This is a genomic window from Comamonas sp. GCA5, from assembly GCF_036541385.1.
GTDB lineage: Bacteria > Pseudomonadota > Gammaproteobacteria > Burkholderiales > Burkholderiaceae_C > Comamonas > Comamonas aquatica.
Window position 1 is genome coordinate 1 of record NZ_JAZHFR010000036.1, and the last position, 23,337, is coordinate 23,337.

A 23,337-nucleotide genomic window follows, 5' to 3' on the forward strand; every position below is an offset into this window, starting at 1 on the left:
CCCCGGCCGGCACCCCGGCCGACACCCCCTGCTTTGGCTTGCAGCGCCAGCTGGCCCCGTTCGCCCTGACGCGCGACGGCCAGCGCGTGCCCCTGGCCGGCCTGCAGGGCCTGCGCCTGCACGCCCTGGCGGCCATTGCCCGCCCAGAAGACTTTTTTGCCATGCTGCGCGCACAGTCTCTGGAACTGGCGCACACCGAAGCCCTGCCCGATCACTACAATTTTGAAAGCTGGCAACGCTCGTCAGATTTAGACTTGCAGGTGATTTGCACCGAAAAAGATGCCGTCAAGCTGTGGCCCCACGTGCCCCAGGCCCTGGCCGTGCCGCTGCACCTGCGCATCGCGCCCGGTTATTTCGACCTGCTGGACGCGCGGCTGTGCCTATCATCGACCCCATTGAACACCAACCGCTAATACGCCCATGGACCCCAAACTGCTTGAACTCCTGGTTTGCCCCGTCACCAAAGGCCCGCTGCGCTTTGACAAGGAGCGCCAGGAACTGATCTCGCACAGCGCCCGCCTGGCCTACCCAGTGCGCGACGGCATCCCGATCCTGCTGGAGAACGAGGCCCGCCCCCTGGAAGACAGCGAGCTGGAAGCCTGAGCGCCGTGAGCTTCACCGTCCTGATCCCGGCCCGCCTGGCCTCCAGCCGCCTGCCCAACAAACCCCTGGCCGACATCGCCGGCCTGCCCATGGTAGTGCGCGTGGCCCTGCAGGCCCGCCAAAGCGCCGCCCAGCGCGTGGTGGTGGCCGCCGACAGCCCGCTGATTGCCGAGGCCTGCGCCGCGCATGGCATTGACGCCGTGCTGACCCGTGCCGACCACCCCAGCGGCAGCGACCGCCTGGCCGAGGCCTGCACCCTGCTGGGCCTGGATGGCAACGACCTGGTGGTCAACGTCCAGGGGGACGAACCCCTGATCGACCCGGCCCTGATCGACGCCGTAGCCCAGGTGCTGGCCCGTTCGCCCAGTGCCAGCATGGGCACGGCGGCCCACCCGATTGCCAGCCGGGACGACTACCTGAACCCCAACGTGGTCAAGGTGGTGTGCAACGCCCAGGGCCTGGCCAGCTATTTCAGCCGTGCGCCCATCCCCTTCCACCGTGACCAGGCCGGCACCCAGTGGTGGGATGCGCACAGCAGCTTCGCGCCGCTGCGCCACGTGGGTATATACGCATACAAGGCGGGGTTTTTGCGCAGCTTTCCGCAGCTCACGCCCGCGCCCACCGAAGGCGTGGAAGCGCTGGAGCAGTTGCGGGCGCTGTGGCATGGCCACCAGATCGCCGTGCACCTGACCTTGCAGGCCCCGGGCGCCGGCGTCGACACGCCGGAAGACCTGGCGCGCGTGCGTGCCCTGCTGCAACCGTCTTGAACCATCAATTTTCAGAAATTTCTGAAAATTGAACGAAAATAAGAGCAGTTAGCGCACGGTTGCCAAGGCTTTGCGCGTCACTCGATTTGCAAACCGCCATCCATCCTGCGCTGACAGCTCCTGTTTTGCGGGTCGACCACATCCTGTCTTGTACAAGACATGCACGGCTTTCATAACCACCCCAGGCTTTGCACATAATCTGCAAGCATTGTCTGCCACCGCTGTCAAGCCGCACGGCCGCCGCAACCCCGGGTCTGCACCGAGGACCGTCGTGCCCGATTTGTAAGTCATCAACAAGGGCGCGCGTGCTATCCTTGACCGGATATCAGCGGTTGCCACCAGCCTTTTCCGGTTGCAGAAAAGCCGTTGCACCGCCAAGAATTTCTACATATCGAGGATCTCCATGAAACTGATTTTGTTGGGCGCACCCGGCGCCGGCAAAGGCACACAAGCCGCCTTCATCTGCCAGAAGTTCGGCATCCCCCAAATCTCCACCGGTGACATGCTGCGCGCCGCCGTCAAGGCCGGCACCCCCCTGGGTCTGCAAGCCAAGGCCGTGATGGACGCAGGCCAGCTGGTCAGCGACGATCTGATCATCAACCTGGTCAAGGAACGCATCGCCCAGCCCGACTGCGCCAACGGCTTCCTGTTTGACGGATTCCCCCGCACCATCCCCCAGGCCGACGCCATGAAGGCCGCCGGCGTGAAGCTGGACTACGTGCTGGAAATCGACGTGCCTTTCGACGCCATCATCGAGCGCATGAGTGGCCGCCGCAGCCACCCCGCCTCGGGCCGCACCTACCACGTCAAGTTCAACCCACCCAAGGTGGAAGGCAAGGACGACGTGACCGGTGAAGACCTGGTGCAGCGCGAAGACGACAAGGAAGAAACCGTCAAGAAGCGCCTGGATGTGTACAGCAGCCAGACCCGCCCCCTGGTGGACTATTACAGCAACTGGGCCAAGGCCGATGCCGCCGCCGCTCCCAAGTACCGTGCCATCAGCGGCATGGGCAGCGTGGAAGACATTACCGCCCGCGCACTGCAAGCTCTGTCTTCCTGATCAGGCTACCGCTGCGGAGTACGCTCCACACGCGCAAAAAATACAAGGCTGGTGGCAACACCAGCCTTTTTGCATCCAGAAACCCTTGAGGCCCATCATGGCGATGGATAGCAGTCAACGCACGCCCACATGGACCCGCAAGCCTCCAACACCTAGGTTTGGCCCGCAGCCTGGAGCAATTCCAGCATCAGGCTGATGCGGGCCTTGAGCGGACTCAGTGGACTGACCAGCGGATTCTCCTCACTCTGCGCCAGCACGATCCGTCCCTGCTCACAGCGCGTGCTGCGCCAGACCCGCACCCCGCGGTCCTGCGCGCGCAGCAAGGCCTGCTGCAGCGCCTGGTGCACCGAGCCATTGCCCGTACAGGCCACCACCAGCCCCTGCACCCCGGCCGCCACCAGAGCATCCACCGCCGCCGGGCGCGCACCTGCCGTGCTGGTCACAATTTCCACCCAGGGCCAGGCGTCAGCCACCGGCCACTCCGTCCATGCAGCGGCACACGGCAAGGTGGCCTCGCTACCGCCGACCCAGCGCACACGACCTTCTTCCACCCACCCCGCAGGTCCGGCATCGCCAGAGGTGAAAGCATGCACACGGTAGGGGTGGGCCTTGTGCACCTGCTGCGCACTGTGCACCTCCCCGGCCGCCACCGCCCACACCCCGGCCCGGCCCTGCGCTGTGCAAGCCAACGCATCGCGCAGATTGGCGGGCCCATCGGCGGACAAGGCCGTGGCCGGACGCATGGCGCAGGTCAGCACCACCGGCTTGGCCGGTTGTAGGACGCACTGCAGAAACCAGGCCGTCTCCTCCAATGTGTCCGTGCCATGCGTGATCACCACACCAGCCACCTCAGGCTGCAGCAGCCAGCGCTGGCAGGTCTGGGCCAGCTGCAGCCACACGGTGACATCCATGTCCTTGCTGTCCAGTTGCGCCACCTGCTCCAGCTCCAGGGACCAACCCTGGGGCACCGCCTGATCCGCAATCGGCTGTAGCAACTGCGCAACGCCCAACTGCCCCGCCTGGTAGCCCACGCCACCGCCCTGTGCATCCCCCAGGCCAGCGATGGTGCCCCCCGTTCCCAAGATAGCGATTTTTCTGCCTTCAGACACTTGCGGCCCTCACAAAACTGGTTAAAAATACAGGTACTGGATAAAACATCAGTTATCCATACAAGGACTGGCATGGAGCACACACCCCTCACCCCACGGCAACAGCAAATTCTGGATCTTATCCAGGACGCGATTGCCCGCACCGGCGCACCGCCCACCCGGGCTGAAATTGCGCGCACCCTGGGCTTTCGCTCCGCCAACGCGGCCGAGGAACACCTCAAGGCCCTGGCGCGCAAGGGCGTGTTGGAACTGGTCAGTGGCACCTCGCGCGGCATCCGCCTCGTCAGCGATGCTGTGCGCCACATCAATGCCGCCCGGGGCACGCACTTCGATCTGCCCATGACCGCCATGCAACCCCTGCTGCTGCCCCTCGTCGGGCGTGTGGCCGCCGGTTCTCCCATTCTGGCGCAAGAGCACATCGACCAAAGCTTCGCCGTGGAAAGCAGCATGTTCCCCACCAAGCCGGACTACCTGCTGCGGGTGCGCGGCATGTCCATGCGCGACGCGGGCATCCTGGACGGCGACTTGCTGGCCGTGCAATCCACACGCGATGCACGCAACGGCCAGATCGTGGTGGCGCGCCTGGGTGACGAAGTGACCGTCAAGCGCCTGCGCAAATCGGCACACGGCATTGAGCTGCTGCCCGAAAACCCGGACTACCCCGTCATCCAGGTTGGCGAAGAAGACAACTTCGCCATCGAAGGGCTGGCGGTCGGGCTGATCCGCAACAGCCTCCTGCTCTAAAACCACCCGCCGCCCAGTGCTTCTTCGGATGTCTATGCTGCCTTTCGAGAGCGGCAGGGACAGCCATCGCCTGTAATTGACTGCAACCACCCCAAGGAATCGACCATGACCACGCTGCACTGTGAACTGCCTTTGCCCAGATCCACCTGCCGCCCCCGGGTGGCCAGTAACCAGGACCAGTTTCATGCGCTCACCATGCCGCTGCCGGCCAGCAGCGCCTGCCACGGCAACGTCCGCCTGATGCGCCGCCCCAAGGATACCGACAGGGCACGCTTTGCCCTGTCCGGCAAGCTGGCCGACGTCTGTGCGGCCCTGGAAGCACTGGCAGCCCAGGAGGCCCGCCACCGCTTGCGCTGCGCAGCCAACTGATGGTCATCGCCCTTGGCTGGCAATGCACGATGGAAAACGCCTGACAAGAAACATCGCCAGACCGGCCAACACAAGCCCCCACGCCCACACGAACATGTGTCATGCCTGCGCAAGCTGATGAAACTGCTGCATGACTTGCCCGGACAGGAGGACTTATGAGCCACACACCTTCTTCCACACCACGCCAACCCACGCTGCCCAGCAGCGGTGGCCTGATGGGACGCAGCTTCATTTACCGCACCGCGGAGAAAACCGACGTGCGCCTGACCTGGGCGCGCGCCAAGGCCAACCTGCCATTGCTCAGCGCACAGGTTGCCAAGCTCTCCAATCCATAGCATTCGGCGCTGACCAGCTTTGGGGGATTGGCCTGTTTGCCCGCCTAAGTTGGAATAGACCAAGCTGGATGTGCTGCATGCCTGCTGAAGTGCTGCACAGTCTTGCAGCAATGTGGTTGCGGCACAGATGCCCCTACATGGCCCCGCAGCATCACAAGACTGCTGCCACGTACAGTTGGCAAGCACCTTTAGGGTCGCCGGAGCACTCCACCCCATCGCCCATACCCAACCACTGCCGCCGCACTGGCACAGCATCAGTGTCCCGTCCTACTGCGCCATGGATTGCTGGAACACCCGCCTTGGCATAGATTGTCTGGAACGCAGCATTCGCGCCACCCAGGAGGCTGGACATGTTCAAACACCTGCTGATCCCCACCGATGGTTCCGAACTCTCGAAGGAGGCCGTGCGCTCGGGCATCCGCCTGGCGCATGAACTGGGTGCCAAGGTCACTGCCCTGTATGTGATGCCGGATTACAACGCGCTGATTTATGGTGCCGAAGCCTTACTGACCATCAACGCGGCGGAGTTTGATGCACATGTGCAGGAGTTCGCGGACAAAGCCCTGCACTTCGTCGAACACCTAGCGCGCGAGCAAAACGTCCCCTGCGCCACGGTCCGCACGACTAGCGCCTCCATCTACCGTGCCATTGTCAAGCAGGCCCAGGACCTGGATTGCGACCTGATCTGCATGGCCTCCCATGGACGCAAGGGAATTAGCGAGCTGTTGCTGGGCAGCGAAACCCAGAAGGTGCTAACACATTCCAGCATTCCCGTGCTGGTCCACCGCGCAGTTCCCAAAGAGCGTAAAAAAACCTAGCACCGGGCACGATCCCCGTACCGCCGATTGCACGACCTTGATGGTGTCGGCAGTGGGCCTCACCATTCCTGCAAGGCGCTCGCCCAAGTCCGCTTCACGACGACCTGGCCACGCTCGCTCAGTACATGCCGTACTGGTAGAGAAAGTACAGCGCCGCCAGTACGCCGATGACGGAGAGCACGGTCATTGCACGGTACATACCCATCCTTTCATTGCGACGCAGGCACACTGCGCCAGGTCCCCCATGGCCTGCCCGTTGCCTCAGACACAAACCACGCTCCATTTTCGAGAGCATGTCGCGTTGATTAGATCAGCCATTGCCCAAAATTTCTACAGATTCCACGACTGCAGACACTGCCACCAACCGACGAGCCGGCCGCTGCATCTGGCCGGACACGACAAGCCACCGACTCCCAACGCAGCAACTGGCACAGAGCCTCTGTGCGCTGGTATGGCACCCCACCCGGGCGCGCGCATGCGGCACGGTTCAGGCGGACGCCTGGGCATGCGCACTCTTGCGCTAGAAGACTTCCACCCGATTGCGCCCATGGCGCTTGGCCTGGTACAGCATCTCGTCGCTGTGCTTGAACACCGCAAACACATCGGGTGCATCTTCCGGGTAGCAGGAGATGCCCACAGAGATCGTGATCTTGCCAACCACAGGAATTTCTGTCGCTTCCACGTTTTGCCGGAGTCTTTCCGCAATCTTGGCGGCGTCCACTTTGTGGGTGCCGGGCAGCAAGATAATAAATTCCTCCCCACCCACGCGGCAGGGCACGTCATCCACACGGCAGATGTGCGACAAGAATTGCGCCAAATGCTGGAGCACCATGTCACCGACATCATGGCCATGGGTGTCGTTGACTGTCTTGAAATAATCAATATCGATGGAAAGCACGGAAAAATCCATCTGCAGACTTTTGAATTTCTGCAGCGCAGCATCCAGACTCCTGCGATTACCGAGCCCTGTCAGCGGATCCTTGTGCAAATCCTCGCGCAGTTTCCTGATATTGCCGTGCAACAGACCAACCCCCAGTAGCATGGCTTTCTTGAGCTCCTGGGCTTCAAAATACCAGGACTTCACATTCTGGATATTTTTCTCGGTTCCATCGTCATTCATGCGTTGCGCGCCATCGGCCAGCATGCGCAACGGCATCGATATTTTCTTGGCAGACCACACAATCACCACAAGACACAGAATCACGGCGGGCAGCGTCTTGTAGACCACCTGCTGCATCAGATTATCCAGCGGCGCCAGGGCAGCACGCATGGGCCGCTGTGCGACCACCCCCCATCCGGTTTTGCGTGCTATCGCAAACCCGGTGAGCATTTCAACCCCTTCGCTGTTGACGATGATGGACTCGCCTTCATCCCCCTGCACCAGCCTGTCGATCAGCGGATTGTTGTCGACGGTCTCGCCCAGTCTGGCCGCATTCGGGTGGTAGATGAGGCGCCGGTTCTGGTCGACCACGTAGATATAGGAACCATCCTTGTGATAATGCTCGCCCAGTAAACGGTGCAGCGCGCTCTTTTTTTCAGATACACCGTGCCGGCGACAAATCCCAAGTAATCCCCATTCCCTGAAAAAATGGGGTGTGAAATGAAGATCAGCAAATTGCCGGCTGTCGAAACATAAGGATTGCTGATGACCGGGGCCCGTTTGCGGATCGACTCCAGCACCCCAGGGGTACTGAGTTTCAAGCCGGTGATTTGCAAGGCTTCCGGAGAAGTGGCCAGCACCTCGGTGGTCACATCCACGATCAAGACCGAATTAAAACTGTCCGTCTGCAACCTGATTCTGTCGACCTCCGAGGCAAGGGTCGGTTTGTCATGCAGTTTGCCCGACAGAACAGCGGCGGAAAACATCAACTGCTGCTGCGCTGAGCCGAGAAAATCATCGGTCGTCTTTGCCAGCTTGTCCGCATAGACATAGTTGTTCGCCAGCGAGGCCTGAATCAGCTGCTGCCGTTGCACGCTGTAGGCTGCATAGAAAGCACTGACCACAATCACAAGCCCACTGACAATGGAGAGCATCAAAATGAGCTTGCGCAAATCCACAGAAAAATTGTTTTTATCCAAGACAGCAACCTTAAACATCTGCAGTCCCACAGCACCGCAGCAAAACATCGAACGACCCCGGCAAAGTTTACATTCGCGGCTACGGTTCACCGGCCTCAGGGCGCACGCAAAACATGCGCCGCCTCAACGAGGCTTCACCCGAACCGGCCATTTGTGCTGCGCCCCGGCGAGGCACTGCCGCGTACTTGCTGCAGGCCATGCACTGGCTGCGCACCCAACGCTGCATCCAAGCTCCCAATTCCATAGCTTTTCACGCTGGCGCAATCAGCGTCACGACCATTTTTGCACAAAAAGAAACCGCCCGGCATACACCGGGCGGCTGCAGAGATTGCGCCGTGCGAAACAGATGTGTCCACGGTGCGCTGTTGGTTGGGAAGGCCAATCTGCCTCAGACAGCCTGGGACATGTCCCAGGGCTTAAGGCAAGGGCCTGCCGGCTTCAGCAATTGCCTTTTTTGGCCTGACCCGGTGGACAGAAACCACCATGGCCGCCGCCAGCACCGGGGTCAATCACCACGGAGCCACTGGGTGTGTACACCGCGCAGCCACCCAGCAATGCCGCCACCAAAGTCCATCCGAGCAGTTTTTTCATGATGATGATTCAGGAGTGAGAATGGCTGCCGAGTGTAGAAGCAAGCACTGCAACAAGTCTTATTAAGGCGTAACAACATGCTGCAGCGACACTGGCAAAGTTTCTACCAATGGTTCCATCTTTTACCGACCCCGCCGGCACGCAGTGCCGGGCACAAAGCTGCTTGGATGACAATATGGGCATCAACCGGTAGAGCCGGGGCTGCAGCCACGTCACAATGCAGGCCTGCCCTTGCGAACCAACCTGGGCCGGATATTGCGTCCAAGTCTCTGATGGCCACAGGTACGCTGCCGCCACCTGAACCCCGCGTTTTGGCAAGATCGCTTAAAGGGCTTGCCGCAGACTCATTGAAGAAATCAAGCACTTAGAAAGCACGCTGAATGCTGAACATCGTCATCCTGGACGACTACCAAGACACGGTCCGCAAACTCCAATGCGCTGCCCGCCTGGACGGGTTCAACGCCAAGGTCTACACCAACACCGTCAAAGGCATGGGTCAACTGGCCGTGCGTCTGCGCGATGCGGATGTGATTGTGCTGATTCGGGAGCGCACACCGCTGTCTCGCCAGCTGATTGAGAAACTGCCCAAGCTCAAGCTGATCGCCCAGGTCGGCAAGGCCGGCCCGCACCTGGACGTGCAAGCCTGTACCGACCACGGGATTGCCGTCGCCGAAGGCGTGGGATCACCGGTGGCCCCGGCCGAGCTGACCTGGGCCCTGATCATGGCGGCCATGCGCCGACTGCCCCAGTACATCTCCAACCTCAAGCACGGTGCCTGGCAGCAATCGGGCTTCAAGGCAGCGTCCATGCCGCCCAACTTCGCCATGGGCTGTGCGCTGCGCGGCCGCACCCTGGGCATCTGGGGCTATGGCCGCATCGGGCAGCTGGTGGCGGGCTATGGCAAGGCTTTTGGCATGGCCGTGACCGTGTGGGGCAGCGAGGCATCGCGCACCAAGGCCCTGCAAGATGGCTACCAGGCCGCCACCAGCCGGGAAGAGTTCTTCGCGCACAGCGACGTGCTGTCCCTGCATTTGCGACTGCATCCGCAGACTCAGCACATCGTGCGCCGGGAAGACCTGGCGCTGATGAAGCCCACGGCACTGCTGGTGAACACCTCGCGCGCCGAATTGATCGAACCCGATGCACTGGCCAGCGCTCTGACGCAGGGCCGACCCGGCCTGGCGGCCGTGGACGTCTTCGAGAGCGAACCGATTCTGCAAGGCCACGCACTGCTGCGCATGGAAAACTGCATCTGCACACCACACATTGGCTATGTGGAGCAAGACAGTTACGAGCTCTACTTTGGTGCTGCCTTCGACAACATCGTGCACTTCTTCCAGGGCCAGCCTGTCAACATCCTCAATCCCGAGGTGCTGAGCCAGGTCTGAAGCAAGCCTGCCTGGGCAGGCATGCCCTCAACCCCGCGTGGCGGGTGGATAGCGCAGGTCGGCCAGTTCCTGGGCCACGGCCTCATTCACGGCCGCACTGACCAGCCCCTCAACCTCCTGGCGAATGGACTGGTACAGGGCCTGGGTCTGCAACTGCACCACATCGGCCAGGGCATAGCGCAAGCGCTCTTCCAGCACGCCGTCCAGGCGCTCCATCACGCGCAGCTGCAGGGTCTGCGCCAGGGCCAGCCCCTGGTCGCGCAGCGCATCCGGCGTCATCGCGGGCACGCTCACCGACGCGGGGGTCGGCGGTGCTTCGGCGACGGACACGGGCTGCACTGGGACCTGGTCAGGCACGTCCTGCGCGGGGTCTGGCAACCGGGTGGGGGGCACCACAGCGGGCTCTACCACCTCGGTCAAGGTCGGTACAAACCGCGGAGGCTGACGGTCACTGGGCTGCATCAATTACCTTTCAACACCAGATCGTGGCGCTCGATCGCATGGCCCGCGCTCTGGTAGGCGCGCCAGCGCACACGCGCATGGGCACGGTCCTCGTCGTCAAAGCTCGAGACCACCTCGACCACCTTGGCAAAGGCCTCGAAACCCTGGGGCATATCCAGCCCCAGGTTCAGCAGTACTTCACGATGGGCACTGGCCTGGGCCTGCTCCACCAGCGCCACGGGTGCCAGGGCCAACAGCTCGGCATCGTCACCTTGCAAGGCATGCGCCAGGAACTCGTGCCCGGCGTATTTCCACAGCTTGGCGGACAGCTGGCGCAGGTGCTCCATCGGCGCCACCACGGTCACCCGTGCATCATGGCGCAAAGCCTTGCGGATGAAGCGGCAGGCGTAATCCAGCTTGTCAGGTGCATTGAAGTGGAATGCGACCTGCACTGGGGACTCGGCCACGCTCATCCAGCTTTCGCGGCCTTGGCTGGGGCTTTGCCAGGCACCGACTTGGGCTTGGTCGCCGTCTTGGCAGGCTTGGCGGCTGCCGCACTGTCCAACAGGTACTGCACCAGCAAGGGCACCGGACGGCCAGTGGCACCCTTGGCGGCCCCCTCTTTCCAAGCCGTACCGGCAATGTCCAGGTGTGCCCAGCGCATGGTGCCCACGAAGCGCTGCAGGAACTTGGCCGCCGTGATTGATCCGCCAGCGCGGCCTGCCACGTTGCCGACATCGGCAAAATTGCTCTTCAGGCCTTCGGCGTAGTCGTCATCCAGGGGCATTTGCCAGCACAGGTCCTGGCTCTTTTCACCCGCGTGCAGCAACGCCTGCCCCAGGCTGTCTTCGTTGGCATACATGCCGGAGCGCACGCCCCCCAGCGCAATCACACAAGCCCCTGTCAGGGTCGCGATGTCCACCACGGCGGCAGGCTTGAAGCGCTCTGCATAGGTCAGGGTATCGCACAGCACCAGACGCCCTTCGGCATCGGTGTTCAGGATTTCAATGGTCTGACCGCTCATGCTGGTCACCACATCGCCCGGTTTGATCGCGCCGCCATCGGGCATGTTTTCGCACGCAGGGATCAGGCCCACGACGTTGATCGCGGGCTTGAGCTCGGCCAGGCTGCGGAACACGCCCAGCACGCTGGCGGCACCGCACATGTCGAACTTCATCTCATCCATGGCCGCGGCAGGCTTGAGCGAAATACCGCCGGTGTCAAACGTGATGCCCTTGCCCACCAGCACCACCGGGGCCTGCGACTTGGCGGCCCCCTGGTAGGTCAGTTCGATGAACTGCAAGGGCTCCTTGGAGCCCTGTGCCACTGCCAAGAACGCGCCCATGCCCAGCTTGGCCACTTCTTTCGGTCCATGCACCTTGCAATCGATGGCTGCATGCTTGGCCAAGTCCTTGGCAGCCTGCGCCAGCAAGGTGGGCGTGGCATGGTTGGCCGGGCGGTTGCCCCACTCCTTGGCCAAGCCCTGGCCCAAGGCCACAGCCACGGCCTGCTCGAACGCCGGGGTGGCTGCACGCTTGTCCGCGACCCCCACGGTCACCTTCTGCAAGCCCAGCGCCTTGGCCTGGGGCTTGGTCAGGGTGTAGACATAGCTGGCATCGGCCACGCTGTGCACGCTGGCGCGCACCGCAACCGGTGCATCGTCCAGGGCACTCAGGCACAGCACCGCGTGCTGCACGCCCTCGGCCTTGAGCACGGCGGACACACTGCCCAGGGCTGTGCGCAGATCGCGCTGGCTGCCCGAGCCGGCGCCCACCAGCAGCACCCGCCGCGCCTGCACGCCCGCAGGCTGGTAGCAGTGCAACTGCTTGCCGGCCGCATGGCTCCAGTCGCCATGGCGCACTGCGGCTTCGACCAGCGCCGACAAAGGGTCTTGCGCAGGCTCAAACGCCTGGGGCACCAACAATACAAGAAGATCACACTTTGCAACGGCTGCACTGGACAGGCTCAAAGCCTTGAGTTCAAAGTTCATAATCGGTGTTTTCCTTTTGAGCCAATGTTATTCGATTCATCCATACGCAAGGAGCTGGGACGCAGCTTCGGTGCCACCCTGGTGGTGCTCATCACCGTCGTCATGACCATGATGCTGATCCGGACCCTGGGCCAGGCGACCAAGGGCACCGTCAGCCCATCCGATGTGATGCTGGTCATGGGCTTCACTGTACTCGGCCAGATGTCCACCATCCTGACGCTCAGCCTGTTTGTGGCTGTCGTCGGCACGCTGTCGCGCATGTACCGCGACAGCGAAATGGCCATCTGGTTCGCCAGCGGCCAGGGACTGGCCAGCCAGCTGCGTCCGGTGCTGCGCTTCGCGTGGCCAATTGTGGCAGTCATTGCCGTACTGGCGTTGCTGGTATGGCCATGGAGCAACCACCAGATCCAACAGCTGCGCGCCCAATTCGAGCAGCGCAGCGACATTGACCGCATCGCGCCCGGGGAGTTCCAGGAATCTTCGGACGGCACGCGCGTGATCTTCATCGACAAGGACACGGTCACCACCGAGGCTGCCAGCAACATCTTCCTGGTCGAGCAACGCCAGGGACGTGAATATGTGACCTCGGCCAAGTCCGCCCACCTGGAAACCGTGGACGGCTTGCGCAACGCCGTGCTCGAGAACGGCCAGCGCGTGGAGACCGACCCTGCCACAGGGCAACTCAAGCTGACGCATTTTGAAGCCTACACCGTGCGCCTCGAAGACAATGCACCGGCCAAGACCAGCCTGACCGCCCGTGCGCTGTCGACCCCGGAACTGTTCCAGGCCCCCAATCCCGTCAACCTGGCCGAAGCCGGCTGGCGCGCGGGCTTGCCGCTGGCAGCCTTGAACCTGCTGGTGCTGGCACTGGCCATCACCATCGTCAACCCCCGCGCCGGGCAAAGCACCAGCCTGGTCGTGGCACTGCTGGCCTTCGTCGTCTACTACAACCTGATGAGCGTCGGCCAGAGCTGGACCGCTTCGGGCCGCATCGGGCTGGCCGGCTATGTGCTGGGCGTGCATGGCAGCGTCTTCGTGCTGGCGGCATTGGGGCTGGCCATCCGCCACCATCGCTGGCACCTCAAGGACCTGTGGCAACGCCGGGGAGCCACCGCATGAAGACACTGCGCAGACTGATCTACCGCGACACCGTCAGTGCCATCGGCTTTGTGGCCCTGGCGTTTCTGGCGCTGTTCTTTTTCTTTGACCTGCTCGACGAGATGGGCGATGTGGGCCGCACCGTGGGCGATACCACCTACACCGTCTGGCATGCCTTGCTGGCCGTGTCCCTGGGCATCCCGAACCATTTGTACGAACTGCTGCCGATTGCCGTGCTGATCGGCAGCATCTTTGTGATGGCCCGATTTGCGCAAAGCTCGGAGTTCACCATCATGCGCACCAGCGGCCTGGGGCCCTGGCTGGCGCTGCGCACCATGCTGCTGCTGGGCGTCTGCTTTGTGGTACTGACAGTGGCGGTCGGCGACTACATTGCGCCCGCCGCCGAGCGCATGGCCCTGGTGGCCAAGGCCAAGTACCTGGGCAAGACCTCGACCACCGGCTCCACCGGCGCCTGGCTCAAGGAAAAAAACAATGGCAACACGCTGGCCGTCAATGTCCGTTCCGTGCGCGCCGACGGTGCCCTGCAGGGCATCCGTGTGTTCCAGTTCGATGGTCAGGGCCGCATGGTGCTGCAAATCCATGCCGACAGTGGGCAGGTGCAAAGCACTGCCACCGCCTGGGACCTGACGAATGCCCGCATCGCGCGTTTCCGCTACACGCCTGACGCCCAGGGTGCCGAAACAGCCCAGGTCACGCGCGAGCAGGCGCCCAGCCTGGAATGGCCCACCAGCATCACCAGCGAAATGCTGGTGGCCGCCGTGCACAAGCCCGATCGCATGCCGACCCTGGAGCTGTTCCAGTTCATCCAGCACCTGAAGGCCAATGACCAGTCGGCGCAGAAGTACGAAATCGAGTTCTGGCGCAAGGTTTTCTATCCCCTGAGCTGCCTGGTCATGGTGGTGCTGGCCCTGCCCTTTGCCTACCTGCACTTCCGCTCCGGCGGCATTGCCGGCTACGTCTTCGGCGGCGTGATGGCCGGCATCAGCTTCTTCCTGCTGAACAACGTGTTCGGCTATGCCGGCAACCTGCAGAACTGGTCACCCATGCTGACCGCAGCGGCGCCGGGGCTGATCTACTCAATATTGTCTTTGGGGGCCTTTGCATGGCTGGTGATTCGCCGATGAGCACGCCGTTGTCACAGCGCGGCATCGTCTTCTTTGCCCATGGCTCGCGCGATCCGCAGTGGCGCCTGCCGATTGAGGCGGTGGCGCAGCAACTGCTGCGGCAACACCCGCAGGCACGCTGCTGCACGGCCTACTTGGAACTGACCGAGCCCGACCTGCCCACGGCCGCCAGCGACCTGGTGGCCCAGGGCTGCACCCACATCACCGTGCTGCCGATGTTCCTGGGCACCGGCCGCCACGCGCGCCAGGACCTGCCGGTGCTGGTGGCCGGATTGCGAGACCAGCACCCCCAGGTGCAGTTCGAGGTGGCCACCGCCGTCGGCGAAGACCCGCGCCTGACGGCCTTGCTGGCCGAGATGGCACAGCAATACATCGCATAAAACAAGACACCTTTAGACATTTACTTCATAATAATGAAAGCATCGTTGCTTTCATCCTGTTATGAACCTCCACCAATTCCGTTTCGTCCAAGAAGCTGCGCGCCGCAACCTCAACCTCACCGAGGCGGCCAAGGCCCTGCACACCTCGCAACCCGGTGTCTCCAAGGCCATCATCGAGCTGGAAGAGGAATTGGGGGTGGACATCTTTGCCCGCCACGGCAAGCGCCTCAAGCGCATCACCGAACCCGGCCAGCATGTGCTCAAGAGCATCGAGCTGATCATGCGCGAGGTGGGCAACCTCAAGCGCATCGGCGAGCAGTTCAGCGCCCAGGACAGCGGCACGCTCAGCATCGCCACCACCCACACCCAGGCGCGCTACGTGCTGCCCAAAGCCGTGGCCAAGCTGCGCGATGCCTATCCCAAGGTCACCATCAGCCTGCACCAGGCCACGCCGCACGAAGTGGCGCGCATGGTGCTGGACGAGGTGGCCGAGGTCGGCATGGCCACCGAGTCCCTGGCGGATTACCCCGATCTGGTCACCCTGCCCTGCTACGAATGGCAGCACGTGCTGGTCTGCCCAGCGGCCACCCACTGGCCACCAAAGAACGCATCGGCCTGGACGATCTGGCCGGTGAACCGCTGATCACCTACCACCCCTCCTTCACCGGGCGTGGCAAGGTCGATGCAGCTTTTGCGACGCGCAAGATCGAGCCACGCATCGTGCTCGAAGCCATCGACTCCGACGTGATCAAGACCTATGTGCGCCTGGGCCTGGGCATCGGCATCGTGGCCGAAATGGCGATGCGCGAAGACCTGGGCCCCGACCTGGTGTCGCGCCCCATGGGCCACCTGTTCGGCCAGAGCGTGGCGCGCGTCGCCTTCAAGCGCGGCGCCTACCTGCGCAACTTCGTCTACAAGTTTGCCGAAACCTTGAGTGACCGCCTCTCGCGCGACCTGATCCTGCGCGCCATGAGCGGCCACGTGAATGACTACGAGCTCTGATCCCCTTTCCCAGAAACAGGTGCCTTGCGGGCACCTTTTTTACGCCATGACCGTGACTTCCCCCGCCCAGACCCCGGCCTTTCCCAGCAAGCTGCCCCAGGTGGGCACCACCATTTTTTCCGTCATGTCGGCCCTGGCCCAGCAGCACCAGGCCGTCAACCTGGGCCAGGGCTTCCCGGACTTCGGTTGCGACCCGGCGCTGATCGATGCCGTCACTGCCGCCATGCAGGCCGGCCACAACCAGTACCCGCCCATGCCTGGCATGCCGCAGTTGCGCGAGGCCGTGGCCGCAAAAATTGAAGCACTGCACGGCCGCCACTACGACGCCAACGCCGAAATCACCATCACCGCCGGTGCCACCCAGGCCATCCTGACAGCCATTCTGGCCACCGTGCATGCCGGCGATGAGGTCATCGTGCTGGACCCCTGCTACGACAGCTACGCCCCGAACATCGCGCTGGCCGGTGGGGTGATCGTGCGCGTGCCGCTCACGCCCATCAGCTTCCGTCCGGACTTCGCCAAGATCGCCGCAGCCATCACGCCCAAAACGCGGCTGCTGATCATCAACAGCCCGCACAACCCCAGCGCCACCATCTGGACCGCCGACGAAATGCGCCAGCTCGAAGCCCTGCTGGCGCCCACCAACGTGCTGCTGATCAGTGACGAGGTGTACGAGCACATGGTCTTCGACGGCGCCCAGCACGAAAGCGCCGCGCGTTTCCCCGGACTGGCCGCGCGCGCCTTCATCGTCTCCAGCTTTGGCAAGACCTACCACGTCACAGGCTGGAAGGTGGGCACCGTGGCGGCGCCTGCCGCGCTGACGGCCGAATTCCGCAAGGTGCACCAGTTCAACGTGTTCACGGTGAACACGCCGATGCAGGTCGGCCTGGCCACCTATATGCAGAACCCGGCGCCGTACCTGGAGCTGTCCGCCTTCTACCAGCGCAAGCGCGACCTGTTTGCCCAGGGGCTGGCACAGACGCGCCTGAAGCTGCTGCCCACCACGGGCACCTACTTTCAGTGCGTGGACATCTCGGGCGTCACCACCCTGAGCGAATCCGACTTCTGCCAGTGGCTGGTGCGGGAAGTGGGCGTGGCCGCCATCCCGCTGTCGGCCTTCTACGGCGACGGCTTCGACCAGAAGGTGGTGCGTTTTTGCTTCGCCAAGCAAGATGCCACCTTGCTGGCCGCGCTGGAGCGCCTGCGCAAGCTCTGACGCCGCCATCCCCAGCTGCCTGCATCCCGGTCCTTCGCGAAAGCCTGCCCCATGAAAATTGTGATCGCCCCCGACTCCTACAAGGAAAGCCTGTCCGCGCTGGAAGTCGCCACGCAGATCGAACTGGGCTGGCTGGAGGTGTTTCCTGAGGCGCAGTGCCTCAAGATCCCCATGGCCGATGGCGGCGAGGGCACGGTGCAGGCCATGGTGGAAGCCACCCAGGGCCGCCGCGTGGACGTGATCGTGACCGGCCCCCTGGGCGAACCCGTCACGGGCCTTTATGGCCTGTCCGGTGACGGTCACACGGCCGTGATCGAAATGGCCGCCGCCAGCGGCCTGGCCCTGGTGCCACCCGCGCAGCGCAATCCCCTGGTGACCACCAGCTACGGCACGGGCGAGCTGATCGCCGCTGCCCTGGATGCCGGTGCGCGCCACCTGATCCTGGGGATTGGCGGCAGCGCCACCAACGATGGCGGGGCCGGCATGCTGCAGGCCCTGGGCGTGCGGTTGCTGGATGCACAAGGGGCCGAGCTGGCACGCGGCGGCGCGGCCCTGGCCCAGCTGGACCGCATCGACACCTCCAGACTGGACGCGCGCCTGACCACCTGCCGCATCGACGTCGCCTGCGACGTGGACAACCCGCTGACCGGCCCGCGCGGTGCCTCGGCCATCTTTGGTCCACAAAAAGGTGCCACGCCGGACATGGTGGCCGCCCTGGATGCCAGCCTGCAGCACTGGGCCGCCATCCTGCGGCGTGACTTGGGGGCGGACGTGGAAGGGATTGCGGGTGCCGGTGCCGCCGGTGGCATGGGCGCTGCCCTGCTGGCCGTGCTCCAAGGCCGGTTGCGCCCCGGCTGCGAGATCATTGCCCAGGCCGTGGGCCTGGACGCCGCCGTGCGCGATGCCGACCTGGTCATCACCGGCGAGGGGCGCATCGACGAGCAGACCATCTTTGGCAAGACCCCGTTCGGGGTGGCGACCGTGGCCAAACGCTACGGCAAACCCGTGATTGGCATGGCCGGCAGCCTGGGCCGCAATGCCCAGGTGGTGCATGCGCACGGCATCGATGCCATCTGCAGTGTGCTCAGCCGTCCGTGCAGCATCGAGGACGCCATCGCCGAAGCGGCCCACAACGTGCGCAGCACCGCACGCAATGTGGCTGCGCTGCTGGCCATGGGCCAGGCCTTGCGCACCTGAACGGTCCTCTGCACAAAAAAGGGAGCTGCTTGCGCGCTCCCTGTTTGGCTTTAAGCCACTTTTTACTCATAATTCCCAGGTCCTGTCACCTGGCACAGGCGGTCGACAGCCGTCATGTGCAGGCCTAAGGCGCAGGCGCCCACCACGTGGCCCGGCGCGATCCGGGTGGCATGGCCTGCGGTGTCGGCATTCCTGCCATGCCGCGAAGAAGCTGACGGCGCTGACGCCATCCGGCTTGCGGGCCTGCGGTGGCCGCCGCTGCGAACGCGCAACCATCTGCGGCCAGCCATGGGTGGCGGAATCCACAGGACAGCCAGGTGAAGGGACGAATCCGGCAAGGGAGGGCAGGCGCCACAGTTTTCGTCGATTGGCTGTGACCGTGTGCGCCCCCTCAGGCCCAGGCCGCCGATGCATGGCCGTGCTGCACAAAAAACGGTCGACCACCCCCTACGCTGTGACGATTTACTTTGGCAAAGCAAGCGTCGGGCCGCTTGAAGCCTTGGCTGCTTGCCGCAGCCAAGGCCACCAGGCTTAAGCGCTCTCCAGTTGGCGATGGCCCTGGCCGGTACGGAACAGCGAGACCGCCTCCATCAAGCTGCTGGCCTGGACCCGCAGGCTGCCCGAGGCCCCGGCCATTTCCTCCACCAGGCCGGCATTTTGCTGGGTGGCCCGGTCCAGCTCCGAGACCGACACCGTCACCTCGCCAATCCCCTGGGTCTGGGCCCGCGACGCGGCACTGATTTCGCTGATCAGCGCGGCCACGCTCTTGACCTCGCCCACCAGCTGCGCCATGGTCACGCCGGCTTCCTGGACCTGCTCCACGCCCTGGGCCACCTGGCCCATGCTGGTATCGATCAGTTGCTTGACTTCCTTGGCGGCCTCCGCACTGCGCTGCGCCAGCATGCGCACCTCGGCGGCCACCACGGCAAACCCACGCCCCTGTTCGCCCGCACGTGCGGCCTCGACCGCGGCATTCAGGGCCAGCAGGTTGGTCTGGAAGGCGATGCCATCGATCACGCCGATGATGCTTTCGATGCGGCGGGAACCTGCGGCAATGTCCTCCATGGTCTGGACCACGCCACCCACCACCTGGCCGCCGTGCTCGGCCGATTGGCTGGCCGTGGCCGCCAGGCTGGTGGCCTGCTGCGCATGCTCGGCGTTCTGCACCACGGTGCCATGCAGCTGCTCCATCGTGGCCGAGCTGTGCTGCAGCCGCGTGGCCTGCAGCTCCGTGCGCTGCGCCAGGTCGGTGTTGCTGGAGTCGATCTGTGCCGAGCTGGCGGCAATCGTTTCGGCCGAGGTGCGCACCTGCCGCACGATCTGCGCCAGCGCCGTCTGCATTTCGGCCAGCGAAGCCAGCACGCTGCTGTGGTGCACGCCCGCGTCCAGCGTCACCTCGTTCAACTCGCCAGCCGCCACGCGCTTGGCCACGGCCCGCAGCTCGGCCGGATCCGCCCCCAGCGCCCGCATCAGGCTGCGGATGATGCGCCAAGCCAGTACGCCGGCCATCGCCAGGGCCAGGGCGCAGGCCGAGAGCAAGGCGGTCTTGGTGGAGCCATAGGCCTGCGCCGCCACCTCGACGTTGGCATCGCCCCGCTCACGGATGTAGACCACATAGGCACTGGTCTTGCGCACCAGCTCGGCCAGCAAGGGGCGGCATTCGTCCGTCAGTTTACGGATGGCCGCCTCGCGCTGGTCCTTCAGGGCCATGTCGACAATCGCCAAAGCCACGAGGCCATACTGTCCCTCGATCTGCTCGACAGCGGCAAACAGCGCCCGTTCGTCGCTCGACACGTCCGGGGCATGCACCAGGGTGCGCAAGCGCCCCAGGCGCTCTTGCATGCGCTCGTGGGCCTGCATCACGGCATTTTTCTCGGCCTCGATGTCGGCCGGCGCAGTCACCAGCAGGAGATTGCGGGCCGCCACGGCGCGCGCATCGGCGGCGGCCTGCAGTTCACTCGCCAGGCCGGCACGCCGAAAGTCGTTGGACACAAAATGCTCGAAACTGCCCTGGGTCACAGCAATCCCGCGCACCGCCATGCCCGACAGGCCGAAAAGGATCAGCATCAGAAGCGCAAAAGACAAGATCAGCTTGTTTTTGATTGACATTTTTTAATCTGTTTTCCAGAAATTGAATCCGTTGCACACCGACACCATCGGTGCGTCGGCCGAGCCAGCCCACTGGCCCGGCACACGCTGGCTGCGCCCCCTGGGCACCAGCGCATTCCTACGCGGCACAGCCGATGGCAGGGCCATCCGCAGAACGTGGCGCCCTATCGAGCACCTGTCGCCGTCCGTGGCCAGAGCATACAGCGCATCTCCCTCTTCCAACCCAACCTTTCACCATGCAGCCAGCCGCACACCCTTGTGCTGCATGGATGACTGGCAGGTGCTGCGCCATGTTTCACGCATGGCTTGGGTCTTAATGTATTGGACAAAACTATTTTTGTCCTAGACAATTATGGCTATACCTTGAATTGTCTATGTCTATCCGCACCGCTTCCAGCAATCCAGCGTACCGCCGCGATGGGGGCACACCGCCACCCATGGCCGTACAGCCATGCCCAGACACAGTGGCGCAGGACCGCGTGGGCGACGGAAATAGACGCTATGGTTTTTGTTGCGCGAAAGGACCTAGGCAAGCCCATGCAAGGCTGCTGACGACCATGTCTACAGGGCGATGCCTGGTGGCTGCCAGTGCGCACTGTCTGCGAATGTGGGGGACTGGACCAACGGGCTGGTTTGGCGTGACGGGCTGCGCACCGTGCCATGCCTGGCCTGAATTTGTCCAAGACAAAGAGGCACAGCTGCATCGCCCTGCATGCCCCCCAACATGGCAGGGGCGGATTGTCCCGGATCGCCCCCGCACAGGGAGTCAGGCTGTCACACACCCACGGGCACCGGTAGGTCTATCGCCTTGCCCAAGTGGATCGCGGACCACTGTGGTGTACGCGACCGCTGGGTACGCCCAGGCCCGATGGCGCATCCAACAGGTTGGGAGCACATCGCGCCAAGGCGGCACTCACCACCTGAGTGCAACAACTGCCCCCACACAGCCTGCCTGTGCGCGGTCCTGCGCATATGCAGGGTGTCGGCCAATACGCTCCGCAGGGAAGCCAGACAGCCGCGCATTGGCGACACCCCATGCCGGGGCTCAGCGCTTTGCTCCAGACAGGCTTTGCCGTGATCGCGTGGCCATCACGGCCCTGCCCCCAATACCTTGACCGATAGAAGCACCTCACAGACATGCAGCACCTGACACGCCCACTGCCACACCAGCCCGCCGCACCGACAGCGCGCCCACGCTTGCTGCGCTGGCTGGCCTCCGCACTCCTCGGGGCCGCCCTGCTGACAGGCTGCGCCAGCACCAGCCCGCCACCGGGGCTGCGGCCCGTCACGGGCTTCGATCTGCAGCGCTACCAGGGCCGCTGGTACGAGCTGGCGCGGCTGGACCACGCCTTCGAGCGCGGCATGCGCGATGTGTCGGCCACCTACACCCCGCAGCCCGACGGCAGCGTGCAGGTGATCAACCGTGGCCGGCAGGCCGCCACCGGCCAGTGGCGCGAGGCTGTCGGCAAGGCGCTGTTCACCGGTCCGAGCAGCACCGCCTCCCTCAAGGTGTCCTTCTTTGGTCCCTTCTATGGCGGCTACCACGTCGTGGGCCTGGACGCCGACTACCGCTGGGCGCTGGTGGTCGGCCCCGATACCGGCTATGCCTGGATTCTGGCGCGCGACACCCAATTGCCCCGTGCCACGTTGCAGCGCATCGTGGCGCAGGCCCAGTCCCTCGGCATTGACACACAGGCTTTGATTTGGGTGGAGCACACCGACACGGCCTCCCCCACACCGGCACAACCATGACCAGCACCGCAATTTCCCCCTCCGTTGAACCCGCCACAGTCGCCATCGTCGGCGCCGGCCTGGCAGGCCTGGCCTGTGCCCAGGCCCTGGCCCACGCAGGCCACAGCGTGCACGTGTTCGACAAAAGCCGTGGCCCCTCGGGCCGCATGAGCACGCGCCGCAGCAGCGATGGTGCGACGGATTGGAGGTGCGACCACGGCGCCCAATACTTCACCGCACGCCACGCCGATTTCCGGGCCCAGGTTGCCAGCTGGGAGCAAGCCGGCGCCGCAGCCCCGTGGACCGCCCGCATCGGCACGCACGATGGGCAAGGCTTCACGCTGCAGGCCAGCACGGTGCAGCGCTTTGTCGGCACCCCGCGCATGACCTCCCCGGCAGCCCAGCTGGTGCGCAGCCTGCAGACTCTGGACCAGCCGGTGCGCTTTCAGTGGCAAACCACGGTCCAGCCGCTGCAGGCGCATACCGGCGATGGGTGGCTGCTGCACAGCCCCGAGCACGGTAGCGAGCCCCAGCGCTACCAGACCGTGCTGCTGGCTGTACCTGCCCCACAGGCCGCGCCCCTGCTGACGGGTGTAGCCCCGCATGCCGCCGACCTGGCGCGCAGCGCCCGCATGCGGGCCTGCTGGTCGGTCATGGTGCGCTGCCCCCAGCCGGTGCCCCTGCCCGTGGACGGCTGCTTTGTCGAGCACAGCCCCCTGCGCTGGATCGCACGCGACAGCAGCAAGCCCGGGCGCAACGGCCCCGAAACCTGGCTGCTGCATGCCACCCACACCTGGAGCGAGGCGCATGTGGAAGACGACGCTGCCTCGGTCACGGCCACGCTGCTGCAGGCCTTTGCACAGCTGGGCGGCCCCGAGCCGGCCAGCGTGCAGGCCACCGCCCACCGCTGGCGCTACGCCGACACCGCCCCGCCACTGAACGTGGACTGCTGGTGGCAGCCGGAGGCCGGGCTGGGCCTGTGCGGCGACTGGCTGCACAGCGGCAACGTGGAAGGCGCCTGGCTCAGCGGCCTCAGCCTGGCCCAGCGGGTGCACGCCACGCTGCACGCCCACGCAGATTAAGCACCAGGCAGCACACCATGCACCGCAAACCCCATCTGCCCGCCAAGCCCTGCCAGTGCTGCGGCGCCCGTTTGCCTGGCGCA

24 protein-coding genes and 1 pseudogene are annotated in these 23,337 nt (G+C 64.2%); 17 read left to right on the forward strand and 8 right to left on the reverse strand.

Annotation, left to right across the window (positions count from 1 at the left end; genetic code table 11):
* From SJH88_RS10350 to adk, 4 genes are all read left to right on the forward strand, one after another.
* Window positions 1-413: tetraacyldisaccharide 4'-kinase (locus tag SJH88_RS10350; RefSeq protein ID WP_274754416.1), on the forward strand; the 413-nt coding region annotated here is incomplete at its 5' end.
* A 7-nt stretch (window positions 414-420) separates the two neighbouring features.
* Window positions 421-603 carry a Trm112 family protein gene (locus tag SJH88_RS10355; RefSeq protein ID WP_042418233.1) on the forward strand — a complete coding sequence of 61 codons (183 nt, stop codon included), beginning with the start codon at window positions 421-423 and terminating at the stop codon, window positions 601-603.
* Between the two features lie 5 nt (window positions 604-608).
* Window positions 609-1,370, forward strand: coding sequence for a 3-deoxy-manno-octulosonate cytidylyltransferase (gene kdsB, locus SJH88_RS10360; protein ID WP_197022595.1), 762 nt, complete (start codon window positions 609-611; stop codon window positions 1,368-1,370).
* A 403-nt stretch (window positions 1,371-1,773) separates the two neighbouring features.
* On the forward strand, window positions 1,774-2,430 hold the full coding sequence (adk, locus tag SJH88_RS10365) for an adenylate kinase (RefSeq protein WP_042418237.1): 657 nt from the start codon (window positions 1,774-1,776) through the stop codon (window positions 2,428-2,430).
* A gap of 152 nt (window positions 2,431-2,582) precedes the next feature.
* On the opposite strand, the gene SJH88_RS10370 is transcribed toward adk, so the two are convergent.
* On the reverse strand, window positions 2,583-3,539 hold the full coding sequence (locus tag SJH88_RS10370) for an asparaginase (RefSeq protein ID WP_274754417.1): 957 nt from the start codon (window positions 3,537-3,539) through the stop codon (window positions 2,583-2,585).
* 72 nt (window positions 3,540-3,611) lie between these two features.
* Between SJH88_RS10370 and lexA the strand changes: the two genes are divergently transcribed.
* The 4 genes from lexA to SJH88_RS10390 all read left to right on the forward strand — a co-directional run bounded on the left by lexA (window position 3,612) and on the right by SJH88_RS10390 (window position 5,805).
* Window positions 3,612-4,283, forward strand: a complete 672-nt coding sequence (lexA, locus tag SJH88_RS10375) for a transcriptional repressor LexA (RefSeq protein ID WP_043377811.1) — start codon at window positions 3,612-3,614, stop codon at window positions 4,281-4,283.
* A 105-nt stretch (window positions 4,284-4,388) separates the two neighbouring features.
* The gene (locus SJH88_RS10380) at window positions 4,389-4,652 is read left to right on the forward strand and encodes a hypothetical protein (protein ID WP_154162810.1); all 264 of its coding nucleotides are present in this window, start codon (window positions 4,389-4,391) and stop codon (window positions 4,650-4,652) included.
* Window positions 4,653-4,807: 155 nt separating this feature from the next.
* Window positions 4,808-4,987 (forward strand): hypothetical protein, encoded by a 180-nt coding sequence (locus SJH88_RS10385; protein ID WP_043377814.1) that lies wholly within the window; start codon window positions 4,808-4,810, stop codon window positions 4,985-4,987.
* A gap of 350 nt (window positions 4,988-5,337) precedes the next feature.
* Window positions 5,338-5,805 carry a universal stress protein gene (locus SJH88_RS10390; protein WP_274754418.1) on the forward strand — a complete coding sequence of 156 codons (468 nt, stop codon included), beginning with the start codon at window positions 5,338-5,340 and terminating at the stop codon, window positions 5,803-5,805.
* Between the two features lie 520 nt (window positions 5,806-6,325).
* Here SJH88_RS10390 and SJH88_RS10395 read toward each other — a convergent pair.
* The 3 genes from SJH88_RS10395 to SJH88_RS10405 form a co-directional block, all read right to left on the reverse strand.
* A complete protein-coding gene (locus tag SJH88_RS10395) occupies window positions 6,326-7,276 on the reverse strand; it encodes a sensor domain-containing diguanylate cyclase (protein WP_274754419.1) in 951 nt (316 codons plus the stop codon).
* On the reverse strand, window positions 7,198-7,884 hold the full coding sequence (locus SJH88_RS10400; protein ID WP_274754420.1) for a PDC sensor domain-containing protein: 687 nt from the start codon (window positions 7,882-7,884) through the stop codon (window positions 7,198-7,200). The genes SJH88_RS10395 and SJH88_RS10400 overlap by 79 nt, the downstream gene beginning before the upstream one ends.
* Before the next feature lie 438 nt (window positions 7,885-8,322).
* Window positions 8,323-8,475, reverse strand: a complete 153-nt coding sequence (locus tag SJH88_RS10405; RefSeq protein ID WP_162858916.1) for a hypothetical protein — start codon at window positions 8,473-8,475, stop codon at window positions 8,323-8,325.
* A 383-nt stretch (window positions 8,476-8,858) separates the two neighbouring features.
* Here SJH88_RS10405 and SJH88_RS10410 point away from each other — a divergent pair, with 383 nt between their 5' ends.
* On the forward strand, window positions 8,859-9,863 hold the full coding sequence (locus SJH88_RS10410) for a D-2-hydroxyacid dehydrogenase family protein (RefSeq protein ID WP_210931758.1): 1,005 nt from the start codon (window positions 8,859-8,861) through the stop codon (window positions 9,861-9,863).
* A gap of 27 nt (window positions 9,864-9,890) precedes the next feature.
* Here SJH88_RS10410 and SJH88_RS10415 read toward each other — a convergent pair whose 3' ends face one another.
* From SJH88_RS10415 to SJH88_RS10425, 3 genes are read right to left on the reverse strand one after another with little or no spacing between them, the layout of a single operon-like run.
* The gene (locus SJH88_RS10415) at window positions 9,891-10,283 is read right to left on the reverse strand and encodes a hypothetical protein (protein WP_390887244.1); all 393 of its coding nucleotides are present in this window, start codon (window positions 10,281-10,283) and stop codon (window positions 9,891-9,893) included.
* A 41-nt stretch (window positions 10,284-10,324) separates the two neighbouring features.
* Entirely contained in the window at window positions 10,325-10,771 is a 447-nt protein-coding gene (locus SJH88_RS10420) for a DNA polymerase III subunit chi (RefSeq protein ID WP_274754421.1), read from the reverse strand.
* 2 nt (window positions 10,772-10,773) lie between these two features.
* Window positions 10,774-12,294, reverse strand: a complete 1,521-nt coding sequence (locus SJH88_RS10425; RefSeq protein WP_274754422.1) for a leucyl aminopeptidase — start codon at window positions 12,292-12,294, stop codon at window positions 10,774-10,776.
* A gap of 24 nt (window positions 12,295-12,318) precedes the next feature.
* Between SJH88_RS10425 and lptF the strand changes: the two genes are divergently transcribed.
* From lptF to SJH88_RS10455, 6 genes and pseudogenes are all read left to right on the forward strand, one after another.
* Window positions 12,319-13,413, forward strand: a complete 1,095-nt coding sequence (gene lptF, locus SJH88_RS10430) for an LPS export ABC transporter permease LptF (protein ID WP_274754423.1) — start codon at window positions 12,319-12,321, stop codon at window positions 13,411-13,413.
* On the forward strand, window positions 13,410-14,537 hold the full coding sequence (lptG, locus tag SJH88_RS10435; RefSeq protein WP_274754424.1) for an LPS export ABC transporter permease LptG: 1,128 nt from the start codon (window positions 13,410-13,412) through the stop codon (window positions 14,535-14,537). Before lptF ends, lptG begins: the two co-directional genes overlap by 4 nt.
* Window positions 14,534-14,917: a sirohydrochlorin chelatase gene (locus SJH88_RS10440; RefSeq protein ID WP_274754425.1), complete on the forward strand. Its 384-nt coding sequence runs from the start codon at window positions 14,534-14,536 to the stop codon at window positions 14,915-14,917. The genes lptG and SJH88_RS10440 overlap by 4 nt, the downstream gene beginning before the upstream one ends.
* 61 nt (window positions 14,918-14,978) lie before the next feature.
* Window positions 14,979-15,919, forward strand: a pseudogene (locus tag SJH88_RS10445) (CysB family HTH-type transcriptional regulator).
* A 46-nt stretch (window positions 15,920-15,965) separates the two neighbouring features.
* The gene (locus SJH88_RS10450; RefSeq protein WP_274754426.1) at window positions 15,966-17,135 is read left to right on the forward strand and encodes a pyridoxal phosphate-dependent aminotransferase; all 1,170 of its coding nucleotides are present in this window, start codon (window positions 15,966-15,968) and stop codon (window positions 17,133-17,135) included.
* Between the two features lie 51 nt (window positions 17,136-17,186).
* Window positions 17,187-18,332, forward strand: coding sequence for a glycerate kinase (locus SJH88_RS10455; protein ID WP_274754427.1), 1,146 nt, complete (start codon window positions 17,187-17,189; stop codon window positions 18,330-18,332).
* Window positions 18,333-18,863: 531 nt separating this feature from the next.
* Here the strand turns inward: SJH88_RS10455 and SJH88_RS10460 are convergent.
* Window positions 18,864-20,441 carry a methyl-accepting chemotaxis protein gene (locus SJH88_RS10460; protein WP_274754428.1) on the reverse strand — a complete coding sequence of 526 codons (1,578 nt, stop codon included), beginning with the start codon at window positions 20,439-20,441 and terminating at the stop codon, window positions 18,864-18,866.
* Window positions 20,442-21,578: 1,137 nt separating this feature from the next.
* Between SJH88_RS10460 and SJH88_RS10465 the strand changes: the two genes are divergently transcribed.
* Window positions 21,579-22,193: a lipocalin family protein gene (locus SJH88_RS10465; protein ID WP_274754429.1), complete on the forward strand. Its 615-nt coding sequence runs from the start codon at window positions 21,579-21,581 to the stop codon at window positions 22,191-22,193.
* The gene (locus SJH88_RS10470) at window positions 22,190-23,254 is read left to right on the forward strand and encodes an NAD(P)/FAD-dependent oxidoreductase (RefSeq protein WP_274754430.1); all 1,065 of its coding nucleotides are present in this window, start codon (window positions 22,190-22,192) and stop codon (window positions 23,252-23,254) included. Before SJH88_RS10465 ends, SJH88_RS10470 begins: the two co-directional genes overlap by 4 nt.
* Window positions 23,255-23,337: the final 83 nt, after the last annotated feature.